The organism is Acinetobacter beijerinckii CIP 110307 (assembly GCF_000369005.1).
In the GTDB taxonomy this organism is placed as follows: Bacteria; Pseudomonadota; Gammaproteobacteria; order Pseudomonadales; family Moraxellaceae; genus Acinetobacter; species Acinetobacter beijerinckii.
On the sequence record NZ_KB849765.1, the window covers coordinates 263,020 to 286,535 of the forward strand.

A 23,516-nucleotide genomic window follows, 5' to 3' on the forward strand; every position below is an offset into this window, starting at 1 on the left:
ATCAAACCCCTACCTTAACGGTGATGTGACAAGTACGCTTAGTAATACGATCTGCACGGCCTTTAGCGCGTGGCATAATACGTTTAAGGCTTACACCTTCATCAACGTAAATCGTAGTTACTTTAAGGTCATCAACATCTAAGCTGTTATTGTGTTCAGCATTTGCGATAGCAGACTCTAGTGCTTTTTTAACAAGCACAGCTGCTTTCTTATTACTGAAATTCAAAATATCAAGCGCGCGCGCAATCGATTTACCACGGATCAAATCAGCAACTAAACGTGCTTTTTGTGCCGAGATAGCGGCACCGCGTAATTTTGCAGTTACTTCCATCATAGCACCTATTAACGTTTAGACTTCTTATCAACACCGTGACCACGATAGGTACGAGTTGGTGCGAATTCACCAAGCTTATGTCCAACCATGTGCTCAGTAATGATTACTGGAACGTGGTTACGACCATTGTGAACAGAAATTGTTAAACCAACAAAATCTGGCAGGATCATTGAACGACGAGACCATGTCTTGATCGGCTTACGGTTGTTAGCAGCAACAGCAGCTTCAACCTTAGCGAACAAGTGCGCGTCGACGAATGGACCTTTTTTTAATGAACGAGGCATTATTCAGATTCCTTTACTTGACGCGACGGTCGCGAATAATCATCTTAGTCGTACGCTTATTGGTACGTGTCTTGTACCCTTTAGCCTTTTGACCCCATGGACTTACAGGTTGGATACCTTTACTACGTCCTTCACCACCACCGTGTGGATGGTCAACTGGGTTCATCGCCATACCACGAACGGTAGGACGAACACCACGCCAGCGCGCAGCACCAGCTTTACCCAATGAACGAAGGTTGCTTTCTTGGTTAGATACTTCACCAATTACAGCACGGCATTCAACGTGTACTTTACGCATTTCACCTGAACGTAAGCGAATGATTGCGTAAGAACCATCACGACCTAACAACTGAACCGAAGTACCAGCAGAACGTGCGATTTGAGCACCTTTACCGATTTTAAGTTCAATGTTATGAAGCGTAGAACCGATAGGCATGTTACGAAGTGGTAAACAGTTACCTGGACGAATTGGAGCATCGTTACCAGATTGAACTTTATCACCCGCACGTAAACCTTTAGGCGCAATAATATAACGACGCTCACCATCAGCATACAATACAAGTGCAATATGTGCTGTACGGTTAGGATCGTATTCAATACGCTCTACAGTCGCTGGAATACCATCTTTATTACGCTTAAAGTCAACGATACGGTAGTTTTGTTTATGACCACCACCTACGTGACGCGTAGTAATGTGACCGTTATTATTACGACCACCAGTACGTTTTTTAGCTTCTACCAACGGAGCATAAGGCGCGCCTTTGTGAAGATGGTCATGAACCACTTTCTCTACAAAGCGACGTCCTGGAGACGTTGGCTTACATTTTTGAATTGGCATAATTCTCGTCCTTATTCCGCTGCGTTTTCAGCGGTATCGCCCAAGTCAGCCATTTCAACATCTTGGCCAGCTTTCAGGGTGACGTATGCTTTTTTCACATCAGAACGACGTCCTAATGTTTTACCAAAGCGCTTAGTTTTACCTTTAGTGATCGTTGTATTTACTTTAACAACTTCAACACCAAAGAGTTTTTCAACTGCTTTTTTGATTTCAAGTTTAGTAGCATTAATATCTACTTTAAAAACTTGAACACCAGCAGTATCACCTAAAACTTGTGCTTTTTCTGAGAATACTGGTCCTTGAAGGACTTGATAGATACGTTCGTTGTTCATCCGAGTTCTACCTCAATTTTCTTAGCAGCAGCAACAGACATTACAACTTTGTCGAATGCGATCAAGCTAACTGGATCAATAGCAGTTGCATCTACCACATCTACGTGTGGAAGGTTGCGCGCTGCAAGATACAAGTTCTCATCAACAGCATCTGTAATAATCAAAGCACGAGTTGCATTCAAGTCTGTAAGTTTTGCAAGCAAGTCTTTAGTTTTTGGAGCTGCAACAGCAAACTCTTCAACTAATACAAGACGATCTTGGCGAACAAGTTCAGCTAAGATACATTGCATTGCACCGCGATACATTTTACGGTTTACTTTTTGAGACCAATCTTGTGGGCGAGCAGCAAAAGTTTTACCACCACCTACCCAGATTGGGCTACGAATAGAACCCGCACGAGCGCGACCAGTACCTTTTTGACGGAATGGTTTTTTACCACCGCCAGAAACATCTGCACGTGATTTGTGAGCACGAGTACCTTGACGACCACCAGCTAAATAAGCTGTAACAACTTGGTGTACAAGAGCTTCGTTAAATTCACGTCCGAAAGCAACTTCAGACAATTCAACAGCAGAGCCGGAAACAGTTTTTAAATTCACAGTATTTCCCCTCAGGCCTTAATGGTAGGACGCACAATAACGTCACCGCCAGTTGAACCAGGAATAGCACCTTTAACAACTAAAACAGAACGTTCAGCGTCAATAGATACAATTTCAAGACCTTGAACTGTTACGCGTTCATCACCTAAGTGACCAGCCATTTTTTTGCCTTTGAACACGCGACCAGGAGTTTGGTTTTGACCTGTAGAACCTAATACACGGTGAGATACAGAGTTACCATGTGTAGCATCTTGCGTACGGAAGTTCCAACGCTTAACACCACCTTGGAAACCTTTACCTTTAGACTGACCAGTTACGTCAACAATTTGACCCACTGTGAACATGTCAACACCGATAGAAGCACCAACTTCACGACCTTCAAGCTCAGCTTCAGTAACACGGAACTCTTTAACCAAACGACCAGCTGCAACACCTGCTTTCGCAAAGTGACCTTTCTGAGCGTTAGTTACGCGTGATTCACGACGTTCACCAGTAGTTACTTGAATTGCTTGATAACCATCAGTTTCAAGTGTTTTGATTTGCGTAATGCGGTTTGGATCGACTTCGATAACTGTAACAGGTACAGATACACCAGCATCTGTAAAGATGCGAGTCATACCACATTTGCGACCGACTAAACCAATAGCCATGTGCATAAACCTCTAAAAAAGCGGCCTAATTAACTTAAATCGTTAATTAACCGAAAGCCTTAACCCAAAGCGATCTGAACATCTACACCAGCAGCAAGATCTAACTTCATCAATGCATCAACAGTTTTATCTGTTGGTTGAACGATATCGATCAAGCGTTTATAAGTGCGGATTTCATACTGGTCACGAGCGTCTTTGTTGACGTGTGGTGAAGTAAGAACGTTGAAGCGTTCGATGCGAGTAGGCATCGGGATTGGACCACACACTTGTGCGCCAGTACGCTTAGCGGTTTCTACGATCTCTTGAGCAGATTGATCAATCAGGCGATGATCAAAAGACTTCAAACGGATACGAATTCTCTGGTTAGACATACCAGTAAACTCCAAGCCAAATATATAAAGAATCACCCATGACGCACCTCACCTTTTCGGCAAGTGTCAAGGGCAGTGAAAATCACTAAGGTCATGATCGATGCCACGACTGTAATGCATTTACTACTTTCTTCGTAGTAAACGCCCTCCATTTGAGGGTCGCTCATTATAACGATTGTTTAAGTCTTATGCAATTCTTGATTTTATTTTTTTGTTTTTATCTTTGCTCAAGCATTCACCACATATTCGATCGCTCGATTTAACAGTTGATTGCCCTGCTCAAATTTAGCTTGTATTGATTTTTTTAGATCTGATATGGGTTGTACATACTGACCATTGAAAACGGCCATATCTTCTTCATTTTCGATTAAAAGCTGCAAAGCATGCGGTGTGATTTCTGGGTGAAATTGAAAGCCTAAAACATTTCGACCGATTTGATAAAGTTGATTTCTACAAACATCGTTTTCCGCTAAGCGAACACCCCCTCTTGGAATTTCAAAAGTTTCACTATGCCATTGCATAATATTTATTTTTTCTGGAATCTGAAAATAATTCTCAGGGATATGTGAAGCTCGTCCTACATCCATCCACCCAAGTTCTTGGTAAGTATTACGGCTTACTGCTGCTCCTAATGCATTAGCAATTAACTGACCACCCAGACATAAACCAATTGCAGGTTTTCCTGCCGCCAAATAACGACGCAACCATCGTTTTTCTAACTTTAACCAAGGATAATTTGCTTCATCATTCACACTCATGGTGCCACCCATAATAATCAGCAGATCTACTTCATCTACTCTTGGAAGCGCCTCCAATTCGAGCGGCAAATCAACAGGTAATGCAAAAAACTCTGTTGCCGTTATTTTTGCTTTATGAGCCTTTAAAAAATTATAACAACTTCCAAAACCCTCACCGGCAATGTGCTGAAAATAATGCACTCTTAAATGCGACTTCATGCGCTAAAACCTATTATCGTTAGAATGATATCTAGTCTTTGCAAAAATAAAGCCAGTTTTTTATTTTTTATTTTATCTGTAACGATTCTGTACAAAACATCCAAATAACTAGCAGCTTTTGTGATTTTCTCTTAACCTAAATTATTATTTCAATTTAATTTTGCCCCATGACAGCACATAAAAAAACTCAAACTCAATTGATCCATGCACCACGAAAAGCACCTCAATACATCGAAACAGTACAACCTCCCTTATTCCGTGCATCAACAATCATTTTCAAATCAACATCGCACCTTTTTGATCGTCATTGGACTGATGCTTATGATTATAGTTATGGTACACATGGCACGCCCACCACTTTTACCTTAGCCGATAATATTGCTCAAATTGAAGGAGGAACATATTGCTTACTTGCACCAAGTGGTTTATCTGCGATTACTTTAGTGAATAGTGCAGTATTAAACTCAGGAGATGAAGTCTGGGTAGCGGACAATATTTATGGACCCAACCTTGAACATTTAAACAATTTACAAGCTCGGTATGGCATTCAAGTTAAAATTTATAATCCGATTGATGCCAACAGTTTTCAACCTACAGAAAAAGCGAAACTGATTTGGTTAGAAGCAGCAGGATCTGTCACGCTAGAGTTTCCTGATTTAAAAAACTTAGTTAAAAAAGCACAACAAGCCAATATGCTCACTGCACTAGATAATACATGGGGTGCAGGACTGGCTTTCAATGCATTTGATTTTTCTAATGAACATCTCAGCGTTGATATAACCGTACATGCACTGACCAAGTATCCAAGCGGAGGCGGCGATATTCTGATGGGCTCAGTGGTTACTCGCGATCAACAACTCCATCACAAGCTATATCGCATGCATGCGATTCAAGGCATTTCAGTTTCGGGTGATGATACTGCACAAATCCAACGCAGTTTGGCGCATATGTCACTGCGCTATGATCAACAATCCAAAAGCGCAGTCACTCTACTGGATTGGTTACAACAACAACCGCATTTCAGCCAAGTCTTACATCCAAGCCATGCAGATTCCGCAGGTCACTCATTTTGGTCAGAAATTTGTACCACTGGAAAAAGTGCAGGCTTAGTCAGTGTTATTTTCAAACCCGAATATGATCTCGCTGCGATTCAAAAATTCTGCGACAGCCTCAGCCTTTTTAAATTGGGATTCAGCTGGGGCGGCCCAATCAGCCTAGCAATGCTGTATGACCTCAAACAAATGCGCTCACTGGAAAATACACATTTACAACAAGGATTATTGGTTCGCTTCTGCATAGGACTAGAACATCCAGAAGATTTAATTCAAGATATTCAAAACGCATTAAAACAGATCGAATGAAACTAAAATAGGTGAAGAATGAGTACACCAATTATTATTGCAAAAAAAACCACAGACACAACACAAGATATTGTTTTACATTCACAATTTGCAAATAGACATGGCTTGATTGCTGGTGCAACTGGTACGGGTAAAACAGTTACCCTAAAAGTACTAGCAGAAAGCTTTTCTCGGCTTGGCGTGCCAGTATTTCTAGCCGATGCTAAAGGTGATGTCTCTAGTCTCGCCAAACCCGGTGCCAACAACCCCAAATTTGATGAACGCCTGAAAAGCCTGCAATTAGACGCGATTCCTTTTGCAGCGTCTCCTGTGATTTTTTGGGATTTATTTGGTGAGCAAGGTCACCCTATTCGCACTACGATTTCTGAAATTGGTCCTTTATTATTAGCCCAAATGCTCAATCTGAATGACACACAAGAAGGCGTGCTTTCAGCAGTATTCCGTGTTGCCGATGATCAAGGTTTATTATTAATTGACTTTAAAGATTTAAAAGCAATGCTGACCTATGTCAGCGAAAATGCTTCTGATTTAAAGGCAGAATATGGCAACCTCTCTCCTGCCAGCCTTGGAGCAATTCAACGCAATTTATTGGCATTGGCAGATCAAGGTGGTGAACAGTTCTTCGGTGAACCAAGTCTTAATATTCTTGATTTCATTCAGACTGACACCAATGGTCATGGCTATATTAACATCTTAGCTGCTGACAAATTGATGAATACGCCAAAGTTATATGCAACATTCTTACTTTGGATGATGTCAGAACTATTTGAACAGTTACCTGAAGTCGGCGATATGGATAAGCCAAAGTTGGTATTCTTCTTCGATGAAGCGCATTTACTATTTGATAATGCCAGCCCTGCTTTGCAACAAAAGATTGAACAAGTGGTTCGGTTGATTCGCTCGAAAGGTGTCGGAATCTATTTCATCACCCAGAATCCACTCGATCTTCCCGAAAGCGTACTAGGACAATTGGGGAATCGTGTGCAACATGCACTACGTGCATTTACACCAAAAGATCAAAAGGCAGTTAAAACCGCAGCGGATACTTTCCGTGCCAATCCAGAATTTAAAGTCGACCAAGCCATTACCGAACTTGCCGTCGGTGAAGCTTTGATTAGTTGCCTAGACGAACAAGGGACACCACAAATTGTAGAGCGTGGTTGGGTCATGCCTCCTTATTCATCTTTTACGCCAATCACACCACAAGAGCGTCAAGTCTTAATTGCGCAAAGCATAGTTGCTGGTGTCTATGATCAAGCTGTTGATCGAGATAGCGCCTATGAACGCCTTCAACAAAAAGTATTGCAGCAGTCTCAACAAAAACAAGCGGATGAGTTAGCAAAACAACAAAGTAAAGAACAAGACGCTTTAGCCAAGCAACAGGCGAAAGAACAAGAGCGATTTGCTAAAGAGCAACAAAAAGCAGCAGAAAAAGCGCAGCGAGATCGAGAGAAACTAACGCAGGATATTGTGGGAACTTTTGCTAAGAGCGCTGCACGCAGCTTAGGTGGCAGTACTGGGCAAAAAATTGTGCGTGGCTTACTCGGTTCATTATTCGGTAAAAAATAACCTCATGCTTCTTTGTAAATTAAGGGATAATAAATTATCCCTTAATTTTTTTATGGTTTTTATTTAAATATGCATTGCAAATACACCCTATAAGATGTATTTTAAATACATCTTATAAATGATAGCCAAGAGAGATCAAGCATGACTCCACAGCAAATTGACCTAGTAAAAGCCACTGTTCCTGTATTGCGTGAAAATGGTGTTGCACTTACTGGTTATTTTTATAACCGCATGTTAGGTAATAACCCTGAATTAAAAGAAACTTTTAACATGGGTCATCAACGCAGTGGTGCTCAAGCTCAAGCGCTTGCGGGGGCGGTGTTGGCGTATGCAGAAAATATCGAAGACCCTTCTGTGCTTTTGCCTGTGGTTGAAATGATTGCGCATAAGCATGTGAGCTTAAATATTCAATCCCCAGATTACGGCATCGTTGGTGAAAACCTCTTACACTCGATTAGTGAGGTCTTGAACATTTCAATGGAAGATCCATTGATTGGCGCATGGGCTGCCGCTTATGGTCAATTAGCAGACCTATTTATCAGCACTGAAAAAGCTATTTATGATCAACACCAACAAACTCAAGGGAGTTGGCTAGGTTGGCGTAATTTCAAAATTGCCAAGAAGGTCATAGAAAGTGATGAGATTACCTCGTTCTATCTAGCCCCTATTGATGGTGGCGACTTACCGAAATATGAAGCAGGTCAATACATATCAATTCGTGTATTTGTTGAGGAACTTGGTTTAAGACAGCCACGCCAATATACACTTTCGACTTGTCCACAGTCAGATTACCTGCGTATCTCGGTAAAACGCGAAGATGAAAAAGGCGAGTTAGCGAGTGGTTGGGTATCTAGCACTCTACATGGCTTAGCTGAAGGCTCTGAAATTGAAGTGTCTGCACCAACAGGTAATTTCTATTTGATCGATAGCAGTAAGCGTAATGTCTTTATCAGTGGTGGTGTAGGATTAACACCAATGATTGCAATGCTGAACCAGTTAGTAACTTTGGATATGCCACAACCTGTTAGCTTTATTCATGCTTGTCGTAGCAGCCAAGTGCATGCCATGAAAAAGCATATTCATGAGCTAAAAGCAAAATATCCACGTCTGAGTACATTCACTGCTTATGAGTTCCCTCATGCAGAAGATGTATTAGGCGAAGACTACGATATTGCTGGACGTTTAGATTTAAGCAGCATCGATGCCGCACTATTACCTGCCCATGCTGACTATTATTTATGTGGTCCAATGCCATTTATGGCAGAACAGCATAAAGCCTTAGTTGCTCGTGGTATTCCTGCTGAAAATATTCATAGCGAAGCATTTGGTACAGGTGGCGTAAAACTCAGCTAATCAGCGCTGCGTTTTGCATAGGGCTAGTCTATGTTAGACTAGCCCTTTCTATTTATAGCAATAGATTGAGTGAAACCCATGCAACTCAATAAGTTTACTGATTATGCGCTCAGAATTCTAATGTATGTCGCTCGTCCGAGTGATGTACCCTATACGATTGCAGATATCGCTCAAGACTTGCATGTCTCCCAAAACCACTTAGTGAAAATTGTTCATTTCATGGGCAAACAACAATGGATTGTGACCATTCGAGGGAAAGGTGGCGGTCTTCGTTTAAATCCAGAGGCCAAAAAACTGAAATTAGGTGAAATTGTTCGTATCTTACAAGGCAACCATCAAATTGTAGAATGCAATACCCCCCCTTGTGTTTTGCGTTCGCACTGTGGTCTGAAAGGACTTTTAGATCAGGCTTTAGAATGCTTTTATCAAAGTCTTGACCAATATACACTTGGTGAAGTAGTACAGCATGGTATTTTGCCTTCATCTACACACTCAAATATTAATTTTTTAGAAATCGTTCAGAAAGCTTAAAGATCGCATACAGATGAGGATTCGCACGAACGCCTCACATCCTTTATAATGGTCGTTGCTATTTCTATTCAAAAGTAAGCTTCTATGCGTCGCAGTGAAAAATCGAAAGACACCAAAGCCAAACTCGCACCTAAAGAAAAGATCAGTTATGAAAAAAAGACCGATCCTGCATTAACCGCATATGCAGTACAGTCTTTAAATTGGCTACGCCAAGCTGAGTTTCTGATGAGTGCGCCAAAACTGGCTTTGTGCGTAGAAGATACTGGCTATGAAATTGCTTTTGCAGGTCGTTCTAATGCAGGGAAATCAAGTGCTATCAATGCCTTGACCAATCAAAAACAATTGGCACGTGCATCAAAAAGACCTGGTCGTACACAAATGATCAACTTTTTTAGCTTGGGCAACCCCGATCAACGCTTAGTCGATTTACCTGGCTACGGTTACGCCGCTGTACCTGAAGCAATGAAAATTGTATGGCAAAAAGAGCTAGAAAATTATTTGATTCATCGTCAAAGCTTACAAGGCTTAGTGCTATTGATGGATATTCGCCATCCTTTACAACATTTTGACTTGATGATGTTGGAATGGGCCCATTCTCGTCATTTATTTGTGCATATTCTTTTAACCAAAGCAGATAAACTCAATCGTGGCCCTGCCAATAAAACATTACTTGATGTCAAACAACAATTGAAAAAAATGAAACTCGATTTTTCAATTCAACTGTTTTCTTCATTGAATAAAATTGGTTTAGAAGAATTAGCAAGTGTTATGGGTGGTCGCCTGAATTTCACACTCGATCAACCAAGTGAATTTGATTTAACGCAGATCCCAGAAGCATCAGAAACTGACACTGAAGAATAAATAATGCATTTTTTGCAACTTGATGCATAAAATAATTTTTAATTGTCCCGAATTGCTAAACACAAACACTAGGTAGTTTACATATACTGCTTAGTGTTGGTTCATTGCACTATCGATTAGGACTAAACGATGAAATTACTATCATTTGTGAAGAACAAAGTTCTTGGTTCTTCGATTGACTATAAAATCCTCCCACGCAAAGTAAAATTTGACTGGGAAAAAACGCCAGTAGATTGGATTCCAAACCAACCTTTTGCCAGCTATTTTATTAATGAAATTAACAATATTTTACCTGCTGGTGAATTTTGGTTTTGCCGTTTGTACAACAAAGTTCTGCCTGAAATTACCGATGAAAAATTAAAAGAAGATGTTCAAGCTTTTATTCGTCAGGAAGCAATGCATGCGGTAGCACACACTTCTGCAAACAAAGAGTATCTAAGTCAACGTAATATCGATATTCAACGTAATCTCGATATTATGGATTTCTTGTTTACTAAAGCACTGGCTGATAAACCTTTTGATAAAGAAGTTCCTAAATTTTTAGAACATCAATGGGATTTGTTTCGCCTAGGTGTGATTGCAACCGTAGAACACATGACCTGTGTGCTTGGTAAATATGCGCTATACAATAAACGCTGGGAAGAACTCGGCGCAGATCCTGAAATGATTGATCTAATTAAATGGCATGGCTCTGAAGAAATCGAACATCGTACCGTTGCATTTGATCTTTATCGTCATTTAGGTGGTAGCTATATCGCACGTTACTACCTGAGCGTTGCGGTAATCGTTCTAGTACTTGGCTTATGGGTTGATGGCGCTGCTCACATAATGAGTCAAGACCCTCGTTTCGCAGATAAAAAACCAAGTGTACTCAAACCATGGGTATGGTTGGAATGGTATAAGCAAGGACGCAAAGACGATCAAGTTCTACCAAATCCAATTTGGTTGGTAGCACAGCAAATTGACTACTTAATGCCTTGGTATGATCCTGTGAAAGAAGGTAATACCCAAGACGCGGTGAACTATTTGAATAATTCACCTGCCGCTAAACGCGCATTACAGCCAGCAGCATAACTGAAATTTGCAACAAAAAAGCAGGAGTTCATTCCTGCTTTTTTGTTTTTTAAATTGGTATATTAATCAGCTCAACTCAGTTTCTGCTTTTTTAGCATAACGATCAACCACTACACTAATCATCATATCCCCTTGGACATTGACCACGGTACGTACCGTATCCAATAACCGATCAATCGGCAGTAAAATTGCAATCGCTTCCGCAGGTAAACCAACAGATTGTAAAACCATAATCATGGTCACCATACCTGCACTTGGAATACCCGGCGCTCCCAGTGATGCGATCATTGCTGTTAAACACACAATAATTTGCTGTGTCAGACTTAATTCCAGGCCCATCAAATTCGCAATAAACAAAGCTGCGGCTGCTTCATACAGCGCAGTACCATCCATATTCAATTGCGTGCCCAAAGGTATAACAAAACCTGCTGTTTGAGGACGCACCCCTAAATTTTCTTGAGCACACTTCATACTTAATGGCATCGTGGCTGAACTTGAACTGGTTGCAAAAGCTGTCACCAATGCAGTTCTCGCCCCTCGAAAGAACGTAATCGGATTCATTCTTCCAAATACCCATAGCAATGCAGGTAGAACCACAACACCATGAAAAATAGTTGTTCCTGTAACGACCACTGCAAATTCTGCCAATCGACTTAAAACCGAGAGATCCTCAGTCGCAATGAGCTTAGCCAATAAAGCAAAAATACCAATAGGTGCGAGTTTCATTACCCAACCGACTAGCATCATCATAATTTCAAAAAATTGCTGACTAATTTGGCGTACCACATTAAAGCGCTCACCGCCTTTGACCAATGCAACACCTAAAAAGAGTGCAAATACAACAACGGCGAGGACATTCCCCTCACTAAAGGCTTTAAATGGATTAATCAGTGTATTTTGAATAAAATTGGTTAAAAAGCTTGAAGGCGTGAGTGTATCTGGCGATTGATGACTTTGCATGTCGGCTTGAAAGATACTGATATCAACACCCTTTCCCACCTCAAAAATATGAGCACAAGTAAGTCCTATAATCAGCGCTAAAGTCGTGGTTGTAACACAACTCAGAGCTGTAATTTTCCAAACCCGTCCAAATTGCCCGCCCGCTTGTAAATTTGAAACACCCACGACAATCGAGCTAAAGATAAGTGGGATTAAAAGCATTTTTAACAAGCCGATAAAAATACTACTTAAAATACCTAAACCATATAAGCTATTTGCGGCAAAAATTGTTTCAGGGTAAGCGGTCAATAAAAGTCCGAATGCAAGCCCCAATACTGCGGCAATTAAAATCTGAGTATTTAAATTCATACTGATTAATAAAAGTTTTCTCTTAGCAGTACTATCGCATGTGAGTTTTTAAGAATCGAGCAATTTTTTGTCACAACCTTATAATAAAAACATCATGATTTACTTAGCTAGCGTATGTTCAACGGAGATATTTTTGAAAGATAATCTGCGCAGTTTCTTCATTTGCTGGCACACCATCAAAGCTGGCACCATTAACGACTAAGCCACAGGTCGAAGCATAAAGAACATTTTGTGCTGAACTCAATGCAATTACTCTATGAATAACATCAGCCCAATCCTTAAATAGCCCAACATTTATACGCTCTTTAACAATTTTGTCGGCTGTTTCCTCACGAATACTACACACTTTTGCTAACTCAGCGGCTGAGGCACTATTAATTTCCACTAAACGTAATTCATAACGTAAAGCTCGCTTAGCATCTTTCTCTGCTTGCCTTGCTTCACGTTGTTTAGCATTTCGAACATCGTGTGCCTCATCTTCAGCTTTTTTTCGTGCTAACGCTTCTGGAGACCTCGCGATCTCTCTTTGTGCTTTAGCTTCTTGCATGGCACGATATGAGTTTATATCAATACATTTATATTGTTGATTAATCGCATAGCCATCTTCCAATGCCTGATTGCGCTGTTCTATTGTAAGCAAGGGGACGCCATAACAGGCTTGTTGATATTCTTGTGAGGTAGATGCATCATCTGAACAACTGGATAGCGCCAATCCTAGGCTGGCGGTCATCATCAATAGGTGAGTTGGCGACAATCTTAACTTTGAACTTTTCAGCACAGCAAACTCACCTATTGACCATTTTATTTAATTATTTTTCATTACTGCGTTTCTATTTCTCTGAGCCGAATCAAACCTTCTTGAACGGTGCTGCAAACCAGCTGGCCATTTTGCCACATTTTGCCAAAGTTCAAACCGCGCGAACTTGCGCTAATGGTTGCTTCCATATCGTATAACATCCATTCATCTGCACGCAGCGGGCGATGGAAATAAATCGTATGATCAATACTTGCGCACTGTAAATTAGGTGATATCCACGATAGTCCATGTGGACGTAAAGCTGTCGTCATCAAGGTAAAATCAGAATAAAATGCAACAATTGCCTGATGTAGCGATATTTCATCAATATTCTGCGGGATTTGATCATGCGTACGAATGTAGTGCGCATAAAATGGTGCTTCAGGTTGTGGTTGAAACGGATTTACCGCCTGAATTGGTCGAATTTCCACATGACGTTCACGCATAAAACTGGCACGAACATTTTCTGGAACGAAGTTAATAATACTTTCTTTTAATTCTTTTTCAGATTTTAAGTTTTCAGGAGCAGGATATTCTGGCTCTTTGTGTTGATAATTTAAGCCTTCTTCTGGATTGGCAAAAGATACCATCGCCGAAAAAATAATTCGACCATGTTGAATCGCACGAACCTGACGACTAGCAAAGCTTTTACCATCTCTTAAAGAATCAACTTCATAAATGATTGGCGCATCAACATCACCACCATACAAAAAATAAGCATGTAAAGAATGTGCAGGACGATTCGTTGTATATGAGGCTGCTCGTAATGCTTGTCCTAAAACTTGTCCGCCGAATACACGCTTACCGACCAAGTTACGGCTATTACCTCTGAAAATATTGTTTTCTATTCTTTCTAAGGTCAAAAGTTCGACAAGTTCTTGAGTCAAAGCATTCATGTAATAACCATCCAGCAGCAATGAGGAGAGATTCACTTGAGCAAACGAAAATTTACTCAAAGTACGCAGCGAAGTCAGGGCAATAATATTGACAGACAGAAACAGCCTGAATTGATTGTGCCACAAATTCCAATAAATATGCTCAGGATAAAATGATTCGTCCGTCACATTAATTTATATATATACCCGCTAAAAATACGATTTTTAACGATAAAATCTACCAAATACGCTATATTTTGTCAGAAAATAACATACCGTTTCATGTCAGAATACAGCAGAATGTCGTGTTCATCATGACTATACGTCAGGATTATTATTTAGGAGTTTGTAATGTCCAAGACTGGATTTGGTCAAATGTATCGTCAACTTTCGAGTAAGTTACTTGACCTTGTGGTAACCCCACATGTTCTTGGTGAAGTTCCTACAGAATCCACCGCAGTAGAGCAGAATACAACAGATTCAAATAAATTGATTTGCTATGTATTACAAAATTACTCTCGAAGTAATGCGCTTGTGGTTGATGGAGAAACCCGTCGTCTTCATTTAAAGCCGGCTTTAGACCCAATGAGTTTTGGTACTTATCAAGAAAAAAACTCAGTTCTATTTTTACATCAAAACGAAAATAATTTTTTTAATACACAAACTTTTCCCCCTCGTCTTTTACAGCTCATTGAAGCATTAGAACAAAATCCTGAAGTGGAAGTTGAACTGGTGCCTGTGACCGTTCTTTGGGGACGTTCACCTGATAAAGAGGACTCATGGTTTAAGCTTTTATTCTCTGATACATGGGCAACGCCTGGCACTGTAAAACAATTAGTGAATATTGGACTACATGGTCGCCAATCTTATTTAGAATTTCACGAAGCTCAGTCATTACGTGAATTGGTAGATTATGCCAAGACCAACCACCCTAATATCTCACCAGCAACCTACATTGCCAGCTCACTCGATACTTATTTAGACCAACAACGTGAAGTCGTTTTGGGACCAGATTTATCAGATCGTCGCAACGTCATGCAGTCAGTGGTGAAAGCTCGCGATGTACAAGATGCTATCCGTCGTGAAAGCATACAAAATAAAATTAGCATGTTAGAAGCTGAACGCCGTGCCATTGGTTATGTCAATGAGATCGTTTCAGACTATTCTGCTTCAGCAGTACGTTTTGCTGATATGGCATTAACACGATTATGGACACAGTTATATGATGGTGTAGAAGTACATAACTTTAGTACTGTCCGCGAGCTTGCCAAAGACTACGAAATTATTTATACACCTTGCCACCGTAGCCATATCGACTATTTATTATTGTCTTATGTGATTTATAAACGCGGGTTGATGATTCCCTATATTGCTGCGGGTGATAACCTGAACTTACCATTTGTGGGTCAGCTATTACGTGGTGGTGGTGCTTTCTTTATCCGCCGCTCATTCCGCGGCAATGCACTTTATACCTCTGTCTTCAAAGAATATTTGTATAGTATTTTATCGCGTAACACCCCGATTGAATATTTCATCGAAGGTGGACGCTCACGTACTGGCCGTCTTTTACCACCTAAAACAGGCATGTTGGCAATGACCATACATGGGCATTTACGTGGGCGAGCAAAGCCAATCGTATTCTTACCGACCTATATTGGTTATGAACGCCTCATGGAAGGTTCGACTTATGTCGGTGAAATGCAAGGTAAGCCTAAAGAAGCAGAGTCTATTTTCGGCATCGTCAAAACTTTACGCAAAATCGAACGTATTTTCGGTAAAGTCCATGTAAATTTTGGCGAACCTGTTTTCCTTGATGATATTTTGAAGCAACACAATGCTGATAAAATTCACATCGAAAAAAATGATGCGCCTATTCCAGCTGAAATTTCGAAAGTCGTATCAAGCTCTGCCCATCTGATTTTAGAAAATATAAACCGAGCAGTGGTGATTAATCCTGTATCGTTACTTTCTTTAATTTTACTAGCGACACCAAAACACACGCTCGATGAAGAAATTTGTGCGAAGCAGCTAGATATCTATCGTGATCTTGTAACGCAACATCCTTATGATGAGCGTACAGAAGTTACATCTTTATCTGGTAAAGAAATTATCGCTTACGGTTTAAAGCTTAAACTGATTAAACGTGTACAACATGTACTAGGCGATATTATTGCAATTGAAGATAATCAAGCAGTCTTGCTCACTTATTTCCGCAACAATATCTTGCATGCTTTTGTTCTGCCTTCATTGGTAGCTTCACTGGTTGAGCATAACGGTAAAATCCATAAAACAGATTTGAGTAACGTTATTCGCACCTTATATCCATTTTTAAGAGCTGAGCTCTTTATGAAATGGCAACCTTCTGAATTACAACAGCATATTAATACCTACATTGATGCACTTGTGAATATCGGCTTAATTTTCCAAGATCATGATGGTAATTTATTCAGCCCAACACCAAATAGTGAAGAGCATCAGAAGCTTTTAACCTTGGCGATGCCAGTCAAACAAAGCTTAGAGCGTTATTACATGACGCTTGCACTCATTACGCAGCGTGGTTCTGGCAATATTTCAACCAAACAAGTTGAAGAGTTGAGCCACTTATTAGGTCAACGCTTATCTGTACTTTATGAGTTTAATTCACCTGAATTCTTCGATAAGTCATTATTCCAGAGCTTTATTAAAGTTCTCACACAGCAAAACTATATCCGTAATAATGAACAGGGTTTCATTGAATATGATGACAACTTTAGTGAAATGGCGGCGGGTGCTCAGTTGGTACTTGATGAAACAACATTACAAATGTTGCAACACATCACGACGTTCAGCGATGAGGAACTTGCAACTGCTTTAGAGGCGATGGCATCTCAACAAGCCAAACGCCGCTTAAAGCGTAAAAAGGCTTAATAAAAAAGGCAACTTCGGTTGCCTTTTTTGTATTTACATTCTCACTATCGACGACACTCAAAATATTTTGGATCATCTAAACATCTCAACCGTTTAATCAATTCCGCAAAATAAGCATCATAATAACCAGAGTCGATATAACGGTTACGAATTTTTGCGACTAAAGCTTCATATCCTTGCTTTTCAAAACCAGAAATATCTGCCCAATAATAAGCAGGTAAATGATTTTCCCATTGAATCGCCTGTGCTGCTAAACCATTACTATTTTTCACAAACCACGTTCTAATCTGATGTCCAAAACCATTTGGATAAGCTTGAGGACGAATCACGATATTAACGGCGAAATAGGCCACCGGAAAATTGACAACTTGAGTTGACTCACCAAACTCCTTTTTTAAGTTATATGGCAATACACCATAAGCAGGTGCGGCTAAAATATCGATTTTCTTTTGCTTAAAAGAATCAACTGCCGTAGAAAAATCAACATACACAGCTTTTGCAGCCACACTTTGAACTAGGGCTTGTTGTGGGGGATTATCCTCTAGAATACCTATTCGTTTATTCTTGAGTTGCGATACCTTATTGATCTGTTGCGTATTCATAATCATGTATGCCGTGCCAATTGGAATCATCCCAACCACTTCATATTCCTGACTAATTAAGCGTTTCTCAACATTAGTATTGGTAAAAAGCTGCAAAAATAGTCGTGCAACACGGTTATTCGAAATCAAACCTATTCCACCCGTACTCCCCATAAAGTGGTTATAACGGTAGGTATTAAAATTGGATGCGGCTAATCCAGAACATTTTTTTTGATCAAATGCACGAATGGCTTCTTTTTCATTTTTGAAAAATTGAAATTTAAGTTGAACTTGATTTTGTAATGCATGCAAACGAATATCTTGCAGACGACGACTAATATCACCTTGTGAACTCAATGGATCAAATACACACCACGTTTGTTCTCCAGCCCATGTTACAGTTGTTATAAAACTCAGTAATAGTACGTAAATTATTTTTCTCATAGACAACCCTTGATGCCTCAGTGCAAATCATGTGCACAATCTGGCAGTTCCTTAACGGAATCTGTTGGTATTTAAACATCAAAATCCATACCAACTATTTAAACTTTATTGCAGTTTAATCTAATTATTTTTCATTACTATGTACGGCGAGCCCTGCTGCATAGTCATTAAAGCAAATCAAATGGTCAAATCTAAAACCTGTACTCAGCAATCGAGTCGCATAAATCTGTTTGCCTGTACGCTGTCGAGATGCCAATTGCAGAAGTGGCAACTTCAATTGTTGTTGAAACCACAAAAGAATTTCATGCATAGGTAACGGTGCATTATTACTTACAATATAACTTTTTTGCGCTTTTTCCAACTCAGGCAATAACGCTAGAAATTTTGCAAGATCATCAATATGGATACGATTACTAAAATGAATGGCGGGATAATTTTGAGTTTGTTCGGCAAGTTTTTTTAATCTTAGAATTGAAGTGCCATAAATTCCCGTCGGTCTGATGATAATCGTTTGCTCAGGATAATATGACTGCCAAAGTAACTCCATTTTTCGAAGTATATGACCTTGTTCATCGATTGGTTTGATTACTGATTCATCATCAATCCGCTCTCCAGCATTTTCACCATACACCCGAGTCGAAGAAACAACAATAATCCGCCTTACAGGGTGTAGTTTTAAAGCTTTAACAATAGGCTCAATACCATCTAAATAGGTGTGCTGATAAGCATCTATACCACTTTGTTTTGGGGCTAAAATGACATAAACCACGTCAATAGGATTTAATTTCGATAAATCAAGCTTGTGAATATCCTGCATATAATGAGTCGCGTAACAATCTGTTTTTTCGCTACGACTTATTGTGCTAATGTGGTGTCCTTGCTCAAATAAATGTTTAGCAACTCGTTGAGATGTTTTACCATAACCAATAAATAAAATATGCATTCATATTCCTGATCACAAATGACTTCAGTCCAGCAATTACAAGGCGTTGGCGCAGCCGCAACGACTTTATTAGAAAAGCTTCATATTTTTAGCACGGATGATTTGTTATTTCATCTCCCTCGTGACTATGAAGATCGTAGCACTATTATTCCAATGAATCAGTTGGTTGTTGGACGAAGCTATCTGATCGAAGGAGAAGTACGATCAGTCGATTTTCCTCCTGGTAAAAAGAAATCGCTTGCAGCTTTGTTACAAGATGATTTTGGCAAAGTCACCTTACGTTTTTATCATATTTATAAAGGTTTAACAGATCGTATCAAAATCGGACAACAGCTTCGAATCTTTGGTGAAGTTCGCGTTGGCGCACGTGGTTTAGAACTGTATCATCCTGAAATCCAAGTGATCCAACAACATACGCCTTTACCGAAAACTCAACTGACCGCAATTTACCCAAGCACAGAAGGTCTTACCCAACCTAAATTACGTGAATATGTTCGCCAAGCCCTTCAGCATCATAGTGATGATTTACCTGAATTATTACCGAGCAAATATAGTAATGGTTATGAATTAAAAGAAGCGCTGCATTACATCCACGAACCACCTGTCGATGCAAATATGCTACAGCTCAATCAAGGTTCACATCCTGCTCAGCAGCGTTTGATTTTTGAAGAATTGGTTGCGCATCAAATTAGTTTATTAACACGTCGTGCTTACATTCGCCAAATTGCAGCACCCAAATTTACAAGCAGTAAAATCTTAGCCAAAGCATTACTTGATGCTTTGCCTTTTCAAATGACTCATGCACAAAAACGAGTATCTAAAGAAATATTAAACGATCTGAAACAAGATCAACCCATGTTGCGTTTAGTTCAAGGTGATGTCGGTGCAGGTAAAACCTTGGTTGCAGCAGTTGCAGCCTGTCATGCGCTTGAAGCCGACTGGCAAGTCGCTCTGATGGCACCGACTGAAATCCTAGCAGAACAACATTATCTCAATTTTAAACGTTGGTTTGAGCCACTAGGGATTGAGGTTGCTTGGCTGTCTGGCAGGCAACAAGGCAAAGCGCGTGCGCAGGCGGAACAATTAATTAAACAGGGTCATGCTCAACTGATTGTTGGAACACACGCCCTCTTTCAAGACAATGTTGAATTCTCAAAACTTGGTTTGGTTATTATTGATGAACAACATCGTTTTGGCGTTGATCAGCGCCTTGCCCTCAGAAATAAAGGGGTAGATCAATTTACTCCACACCAACTGGTGATGACCGCAACGCCTATCCCTCGCACCCTCGCGATGAGTGCATATGGTGACTTAGATACATCCATTATTGATGAACTTCCTCCAGGACGTACCCCGATTCAAACGGTGACTATTCCATTAGATCGTCGTGAACAAGTTCTACAACGTATCGCAACCAACTGCAGAGAAGGTAAACAGGCGTATTGGGTATGCACACTCGTAGAGCAGTCCGAAACCTTAGATGCTCAAGCTGCTGAAGCCACCTATCAGGAAATTAAAGAGCGCTTTCCAGATATCAATATTGGTCTAGTGCATGGCAAAATGAAGGCAGATGAAAAGCAAGCAGTGATGCAAGCGTTTAAAGATAATCAATTACAGCTCTTAATTGCTACGACAGTAATTGAGGTTGGCGTAGACGTTCCAAATGCATCCATCATGGTGATTGAAAATGCAGAACGTTTAGGGCTTTCGCAACTACATCAGTTACGTGGTCGCGTTGGTCGAGGTGCAACTGCTAGCTTTTGTGCTCTACTATACAAAGTACCTTTATCTCAGAATGGTCAGGAACGGCTTTCTATTTTACGTGAAAGTAATGATGGCTTCGTGATTGCTGAAAAAGATCTAGAAATACGTGGTCCGGGCGAACTCTTGGGCACCAAACAAACTGGTGATATGGGTTTTCGTGTAGCTCGTTTAGAACGTGATGACCATTTGCTCACTCAAGCACATTATGTCGCTGAACAAATTCTCAAAGATTATCCTCAACATGCCGATGGTTTGTTAAAGCGCTGGTTACCTGAAGCACCAAGGTATGCTTATGTTTAAAAACCTAAGGATGGGTACTCGTCAGCTTTTTGATTACTTCACCCCGTGTAATCTTTGCGACATTGGGATGAAGAAACACCATGGGATTTGCCAAAGTTGCTGGCAGCAATTGCCGTGGTTAAAGCAATCTATCCAACGCAATCAACAACAGATTTTGGTTGCATGTCATTATGAACATCCAATTGATCGCATTATTCAGCAATTTAAATACGAGCAAAAACTTCATCACCAAAGGCTATTGAGTGGACTTTTATTGCAACTCAAACTTCCAAAAGTTCATGCGATTGTACCCATGCCTATCTCAACTGATCGCTTAGTAGAAAGAGGATTTAATCAAAGCTTATTACTTGCTCAAGAACTGAGTAAAAATTTGCATATTCCTATTTGGCAACCCGTACAGCGTTTAGCACAGCACTCGCAAAAAGGCTTATCCCGCGTAGAGAGATTAGAAAATATCGAACAACAATTTATAGCTGATTCAACACAGAAAATACGTTACCGCAAAGTACTGATCGTAGATGATGTTATTACTACGGGTAGTTCGATTAGCGCTCTGTCGCAAGTCTTAGAACAGCTCGGTTGCCAACAAATTTATAGTTTATGTTTAGCAGCCGCTCGCAATCAAAAGTGATTTAATTCACTAAATTTTGCTGACACCACGGAATAACAACATCTCTGGTTAATGGTGCGAGTAGAGTCGATTGATCATCTAAATCAATCCATTTCATTTCAGCAATTTCAGCGGCAATTTGCGGTGTTTGCTTTAATTCAATTACATAGACATAACTGATCAACACATGATTCGGCTCATTAGCAGCTGCCGTTTCAAACTGACCGACGAACTGCTTCAACTCACTACGACAACCAATTTCTTCTAATATTTCGCGTTGAATCGTGATCTCAGGTGCTTCATCTGCCTCTAGTTTTCCACCGACCTGCATAAATGCATGCGTATTCTTTTTACGGACCAACAGCAATTGATCCTGTTCATTTAAAATAATTGCCGCAGCGACAGTAATTGTATTCAAGCAGTTAGCCTCTCCGTTATAGCGAGCAATAGTCTATTATGATTCTGCAACTTGATACATGAGTATCGTATTAAACGTTCGTAAAAATACACTGCTCAATCTAAAAGCTTCAGAAGAATAGACAGATCAATCACATGTATTTGCTTAAAAAACAGCCCGAAGTATTTTGCTATTTTTATTTAACTGAAGATGATTACAGTCACCATTACTGAAAACACATATAGAATTCATACAATTAAAAGCATTTTATATAACTGTCATGCTGATAAAGTAGTCTAAGCAATAAGATTTTTAACAAATTAACGTTTAGGCAAGTGTTTTTCCTTTCATCCTTGTCTAAAATACACGCTGGTTTTCGTTAGAATACGCAAAACCCGACATCGACTGCGCGAGGAAAAAAGACATGCTTGAAGCCTTTTATGCCACAGAGCGCGGTAGTCTAGAAGATGCAACCATCAATGGAAGTTTTGATCTACACCCTGAATTGGTCTGGATTGATCTGATTGCTCCATCTCAAGAAGAGCAACAATGGGTAATCGATGCTTATGATCGGAACTTACCTACTCTCAAATCATTAGAAGACATTTCCTCATCAGCACGCTTTTATCGTGATGACGATGGTATTTTGCATATTAGCACCTATTTTTTAACGAAAAATAAGAGTTATCAAGTCGACGGTGATGTAGAAGATTCGACTCATATGTTAGCGATGGTTCAAACCGTAGCTTTTATTTTGCATAAAGATCGCTTGTTCACCATGCGTGGTGAGAAACTTGTCGCTTTTCGCGCCTTTCGTGCTCGCGCTCGTCGTAATGACTACGATATGGACTATAAAGATCCAACGTGGATTTTACTTGGACTACTTGAGGCAAAACTTGATGAGCTTGCGGATATCTTAGAAGATATCCACAAAGACTTAGAAGGATATTCGACTGAAGTCCTTAACAACCATCATCGAGAAAAAATCTTAGATCTCGATGACATGATTACACGCTTAGCTCAGCAAGAAGATATGCTCGGAAAAGCACAACTTTGTTTGATTGATTTACGACGTGTGCTGACTTTTTTGGCTCGTCCTCGCGCTTTAGGCAGTCATATTTATGATGCTGACATTCGCGAGTTAAGTGAGGATGTTCGTTCACTTGTCGAGCATGATGCATTCCTCTTCCAAAAAGTTCGATTCTTACTCGATACAACGTCTGGATTCATTAATACAGAACAGAATGATACGATCCGTCGATTCTCAATTTTACCAAGCATGCTTGCACCACCCATGTTGATTGCCAGTATTTATGGCATGAACACGGATGTGCTTCCATTTGCGCATGGTAGTTTAAGTTTTTGGATCGTTGCGGCTATACTCATGGCATTTCTAGTCTTACCGATGTTCTATTTCCGCTGGAAGAAATGGATTTAATGTTTTTATCTCTAGAATATTTTGGCTAAGGTCAAAATGT

Annotated in this window: 24 protein-coding genes; 10 read left to right on the top strand and 14 right to left on the bottom strand. The window is 40.1% G+C overall.

All coding sequences use genetic code 11. The features are described from left to right. Position 1: 1 nt before the first annotated feature. The 8 genes from rplV to F933_RS06865 all read right to left on the bottom strand — a co-directional run bounded on the left by rplV (position 2) and on the right by F933_RS06865 (position 4,364). Positions 2-331 carry a 50S ribosomal protein L22 gene (gene rplV, locus F933_RS06830; RefSeq protein ID WP_004672999.1) on the bottom strand — a complete coding sequence of 110 codons (330 nt, stop codon included), beginning with the start codon at positions 329-331 and terminating at the stop codon, positions 2-4. Positions 332-342: 11 nt separating this feature from the next. Next, positions 343-618 (bottom strand): 30S ribosomal protein S19, encoded by a 276-nt coding sequence (gene rpsS / locus F933_RS06835; RefSeq protein ID WP_004985338.1) that lies wholly within the window; start codon positions 616-618, stop codon positions 343-345. A gap of 13 nt (positions 619-631) precedes the next feature. Further along, complete coding sequence (gene rplB / locus F933_RS06840) at positions 632-1,456, bottom strand: 50S ribosomal protein L2 (protein ID WP_005052033.1); 825 nt, start codon at positions 1,454-1,456, stop codon at positions 632-634. A gap of 11 nt (positions 1,457-1,467) precedes the next feature. Beyond that, complete coding sequence (gene rplW / locus F933_RS06845; protein WP_005052035.1) at positions 1,468-1,788, bottom strand: 50S ribosomal protein L23; 321 nt, start codon at positions 1,786-1,788, stop codon at positions 1,468-1,470. Further along, on the bottom strand, positions 1,785-2,387 hold the full coding sequence (rplD, locus tag F933_RS06850) for a 50S ribosomal protein L4 (protein ID WP_004804113.1): 603 nt from the start codon (positions 2,385-2,387) through the stop codon (positions 1,785-1,787). Before rplD ends, rplW begins: the two co-directional genes overlap by 4 nt. A gap of 11 nt (positions 2,388-2,398) precedes the next feature. Then, positions 2,399-3,037 (bottom strand): 50S ribosomal protein L3, encoded by a 639-nt coding sequence (rplC, locus tag F933_RS06855; RefSeq protein ID WP_005059711.1) that lies wholly within the window; start codon positions 3,035-3,037, stop codon positions 2,399-2,401. A 59-nt stretch (positions 3,038-3,096) separates the two neighbouring features. Then, positions 3,097-3,408 carry a 30S ribosomal protein S10 gene (gene rpsJ / locus F933_RS06860; RefSeq protein ID WP_000070912.1) on the bottom strand — a complete coding sequence of 104 codons (312 nt, stop codon included), beginning with the start codon at positions 3,406-3,408 and terminating at the stop codon, positions 3,097-3,099. A gap of 227 nt (positions 3,409-3,635) precedes the next feature. After that, positions 3,636-4,364, bottom strand: coding sequence for a type 1 glutamine amidotransferase (locus F933_RS06865; RefSeq protein ID WP_005059719.1), 729 nt, complete (start codon positions 4,362-4,364; stop codon positions 3,636-3,638). 167 nt (positions 4,365-4,531) lie between these two features. Between F933_RS06865 and F933_RS06870 the strand changes: the two genes are divergently transcribed. The 6 genes from F933_RS06870 to F933_RS06895 all read left to right on the top strand — a co-directional run bounded on the left by F933_RS06870 (position 4,532) and on the right by F933_RS06895 (position 11,113). Next, a complete protein-coding gene (locus F933_RS06870) occupies positions 4,532-5,725 on the top strand; it encodes a PLP-dependent transferase (protein WP_005059721.1) in 1,194 nt (397 codons plus the stop codon). A gap of 18 nt (positions 5,726-5,743) precedes the next feature. Next, positions 5,744-7,294 carry a helicase HerA-like domain-containing protein gene (locus F933_RS06875; RefSeq protein ID WP_005059722.1) on the top strand — a complete coding sequence of 517 codons (1,551 nt, stop codon included), beginning with the start codon at positions 5,744-5,746 and terminating at the stop codon, positions 7,292-7,294. Positions 7,295-7,435: 141 nt separating this feature from the next. Further along, entirely contained in the window at positions 7,436-8,647 is a 1,212-nt protein-coding gene (gene hmpA / locus F933_RS06880; protein WP_005059724.1) for an NO-inducible flavohemoprotein, read from the top strand. Between the two features lie 78 nt (positions 8,648-8,725). Beyond that, complete coding sequence (locus F933_RS06885) at positions 8,726-9,178, top strand: RrF2 family transcriptional regulator (RefSeq protein WP_005052043.1); 453 nt, start codon at positions 8,726-8,728, stop codon at positions 9,176-9,178. Positions 9,179-9,262: 84 nt separating this feature from the next. Next, complete coding sequence (gene yihA / locus F933_RS06890; protein WP_005059726.1) at positions 9,263-10,039, top strand: ribosome biogenesis GTP-binding protein YihA/YsxC; 777 nt, start codon at positions 9,263-9,265, stop codon at positions 10,037-10,039. A gap of 129 nt (positions 10,040-10,168) precedes the next feature. Continuing rightward, positions 10,169-11,113, top strand: a complete 945-nt coding sequence (locus F933_RS06895) for a metal-dependent hydrolase (RefSeq protein WP_005059729.1) — start codon at positions 10,169-10,171, stop codon at positions 11,111-11,113. 66 nt (positions 11,114-11,179) lie between these two features. On the opposite strand, the gene F933_RS06900 is transcribed toward F933_RS06895, so the two are convergent. From F933_RS06900 to F933_RS06910, 3 genes are all read right to left on the bottom strand, one after another. Continuing rightward, complete coding sequence (locus F933_RS06900; protein WP_005059730.1) at positions 11,180-12,421, bottom strand: dicarboxylate/amino acid:cation symporter; 1,242 nt, start codon at positions 12,419-12,421, stop codon at positions 11,180-11,182. Between the two features lie 118 nt (positions 12,422-12,539). Further along, the gene (locus F933_RS06905) at positions 12,540-13,199 is read right to left on the bottom strand and encodes a helix-hairpin-helix domain-containing protein (protein WP_005059732.1); all 660 of its coding nucleotides are present in this window, start codon (positions 13,197-13,199) and stop codon (positions 12,540-12,542) included. A gap of 41 nt (positions 13,200-13,240) precedes the next feature. Next, entirely contained in the window at positions 13,241-14,113 is an 873-nt protein-coding gene (locus F933_RS06910) for an acyl-CoA thioesterase (protein WP_005059734.1), read from the bottom strand. A gap of 330 nt (positions 14,114-14,443) precedes the next feature. Between F933_RS06910 and plsB the strand changes: the two genes are divergently transcribed. Further along, positions 14,444-16,999, top strand: coding sequence for a glycerol-3-phosphate 1-O-acyltransferase PlsB (gene plsB / locus F933_RS06915; protein ID WP_005059735.1), 2,556 nt, complete (start codon positions 14,444-14,446; stop codon positions 16,997-16,999). Between the two features lie 44 nt (positions 17,000-17,043). On the opposite strand, the gene F933_RS06920 is transcribed toward plsB, so the two are convergent. After that, complete coding sequence (locus tag F933_RS06920) at positions 17,044-18,024, bottom strand: putative solute-binding protein (protein WP_005059736.1); 981 nt, start codon at positions 18,022-18,024, stop codon at positions 17,044-17,046. Positions 18,025-18,148: 124 nt separating this feature from the next. After that, complete coding sequence (locus tag F933_RS06925; protein WP_005059737.1) at positions 18,149-18,967, bottom strand: NAD-dependent epimerase/dehydratase family protein; 819 nt, start codon at positions 18,965-18,967, stop codon at positions 18,149-18,151. Positions 18,968-18,985: 18 nt separating this feature from the next. On the opposite strand from F933_RS06925, the gene recG reads away from it, so the two are divergent. Together recG and F933_RS06935 are read left to right on the top strand one after the other, a co-directional pair. Next, the gene (gene recG / locus F933_RS06930) at positions 18,986-21,031 is read left to right on the top strand and encodes an ATP-dependent DNA helicase RecG (protein WP_005059738.1); all 2,046 of its coding nucleotides are present in this window, start codon (positions 18,986-18,988) and stop codon (positions 21,029-21,031) included. Further along, on the top strand, positions 21,024-21,662 hold the full coding sequence (locus F933_RS06935) for a ComF family protein (RefSeq protein WP_005059739.1): 639 nt from the start codon (positions 21,024-21,026) through the stop codon (positions 21,660-21,662). The genes recG and F933_RS06935 overlap by 8 nt, the downstream gene beginning before the upstream one ends. A 1-nt stretch (position 21,663) precedes the next feature. On the opposite strand, the gene F933_RS06940 is transcribed toward F933_RS06935, so the two are convergent. Next, positions 21,664-22,059 carry an NUDIX hydrolase gene (locus F933_RS06940; protein ID WP_005059740.1) on the bottom strand — a complete coding sequence of 132 codons (396 nt, stop codon included), beginning with the start codon at positions 22,057-22,059 and terminating at the stop codon, positions 21,664-21,666. 403 nt (positions 22,060-22,462) lie between these two features. On the opposite strand from F933_RS06940, the gene F933_RS06945 reads away from it, so the two are divergent. Then, on the top strand, positions 22,463-23,476 hold the full coding sequence (locus tag F933_RS06945) for a CorA family divalent cation transporter (RefSeq protein ID WP_005052061.1): 1,014 nt from the start codon (positions 22,463-22,465) through the stop codon (positions 23,474-23,476). The last annotated feature ends 40 nt before the right edge of the window (positions 23,477-23,516 follow it).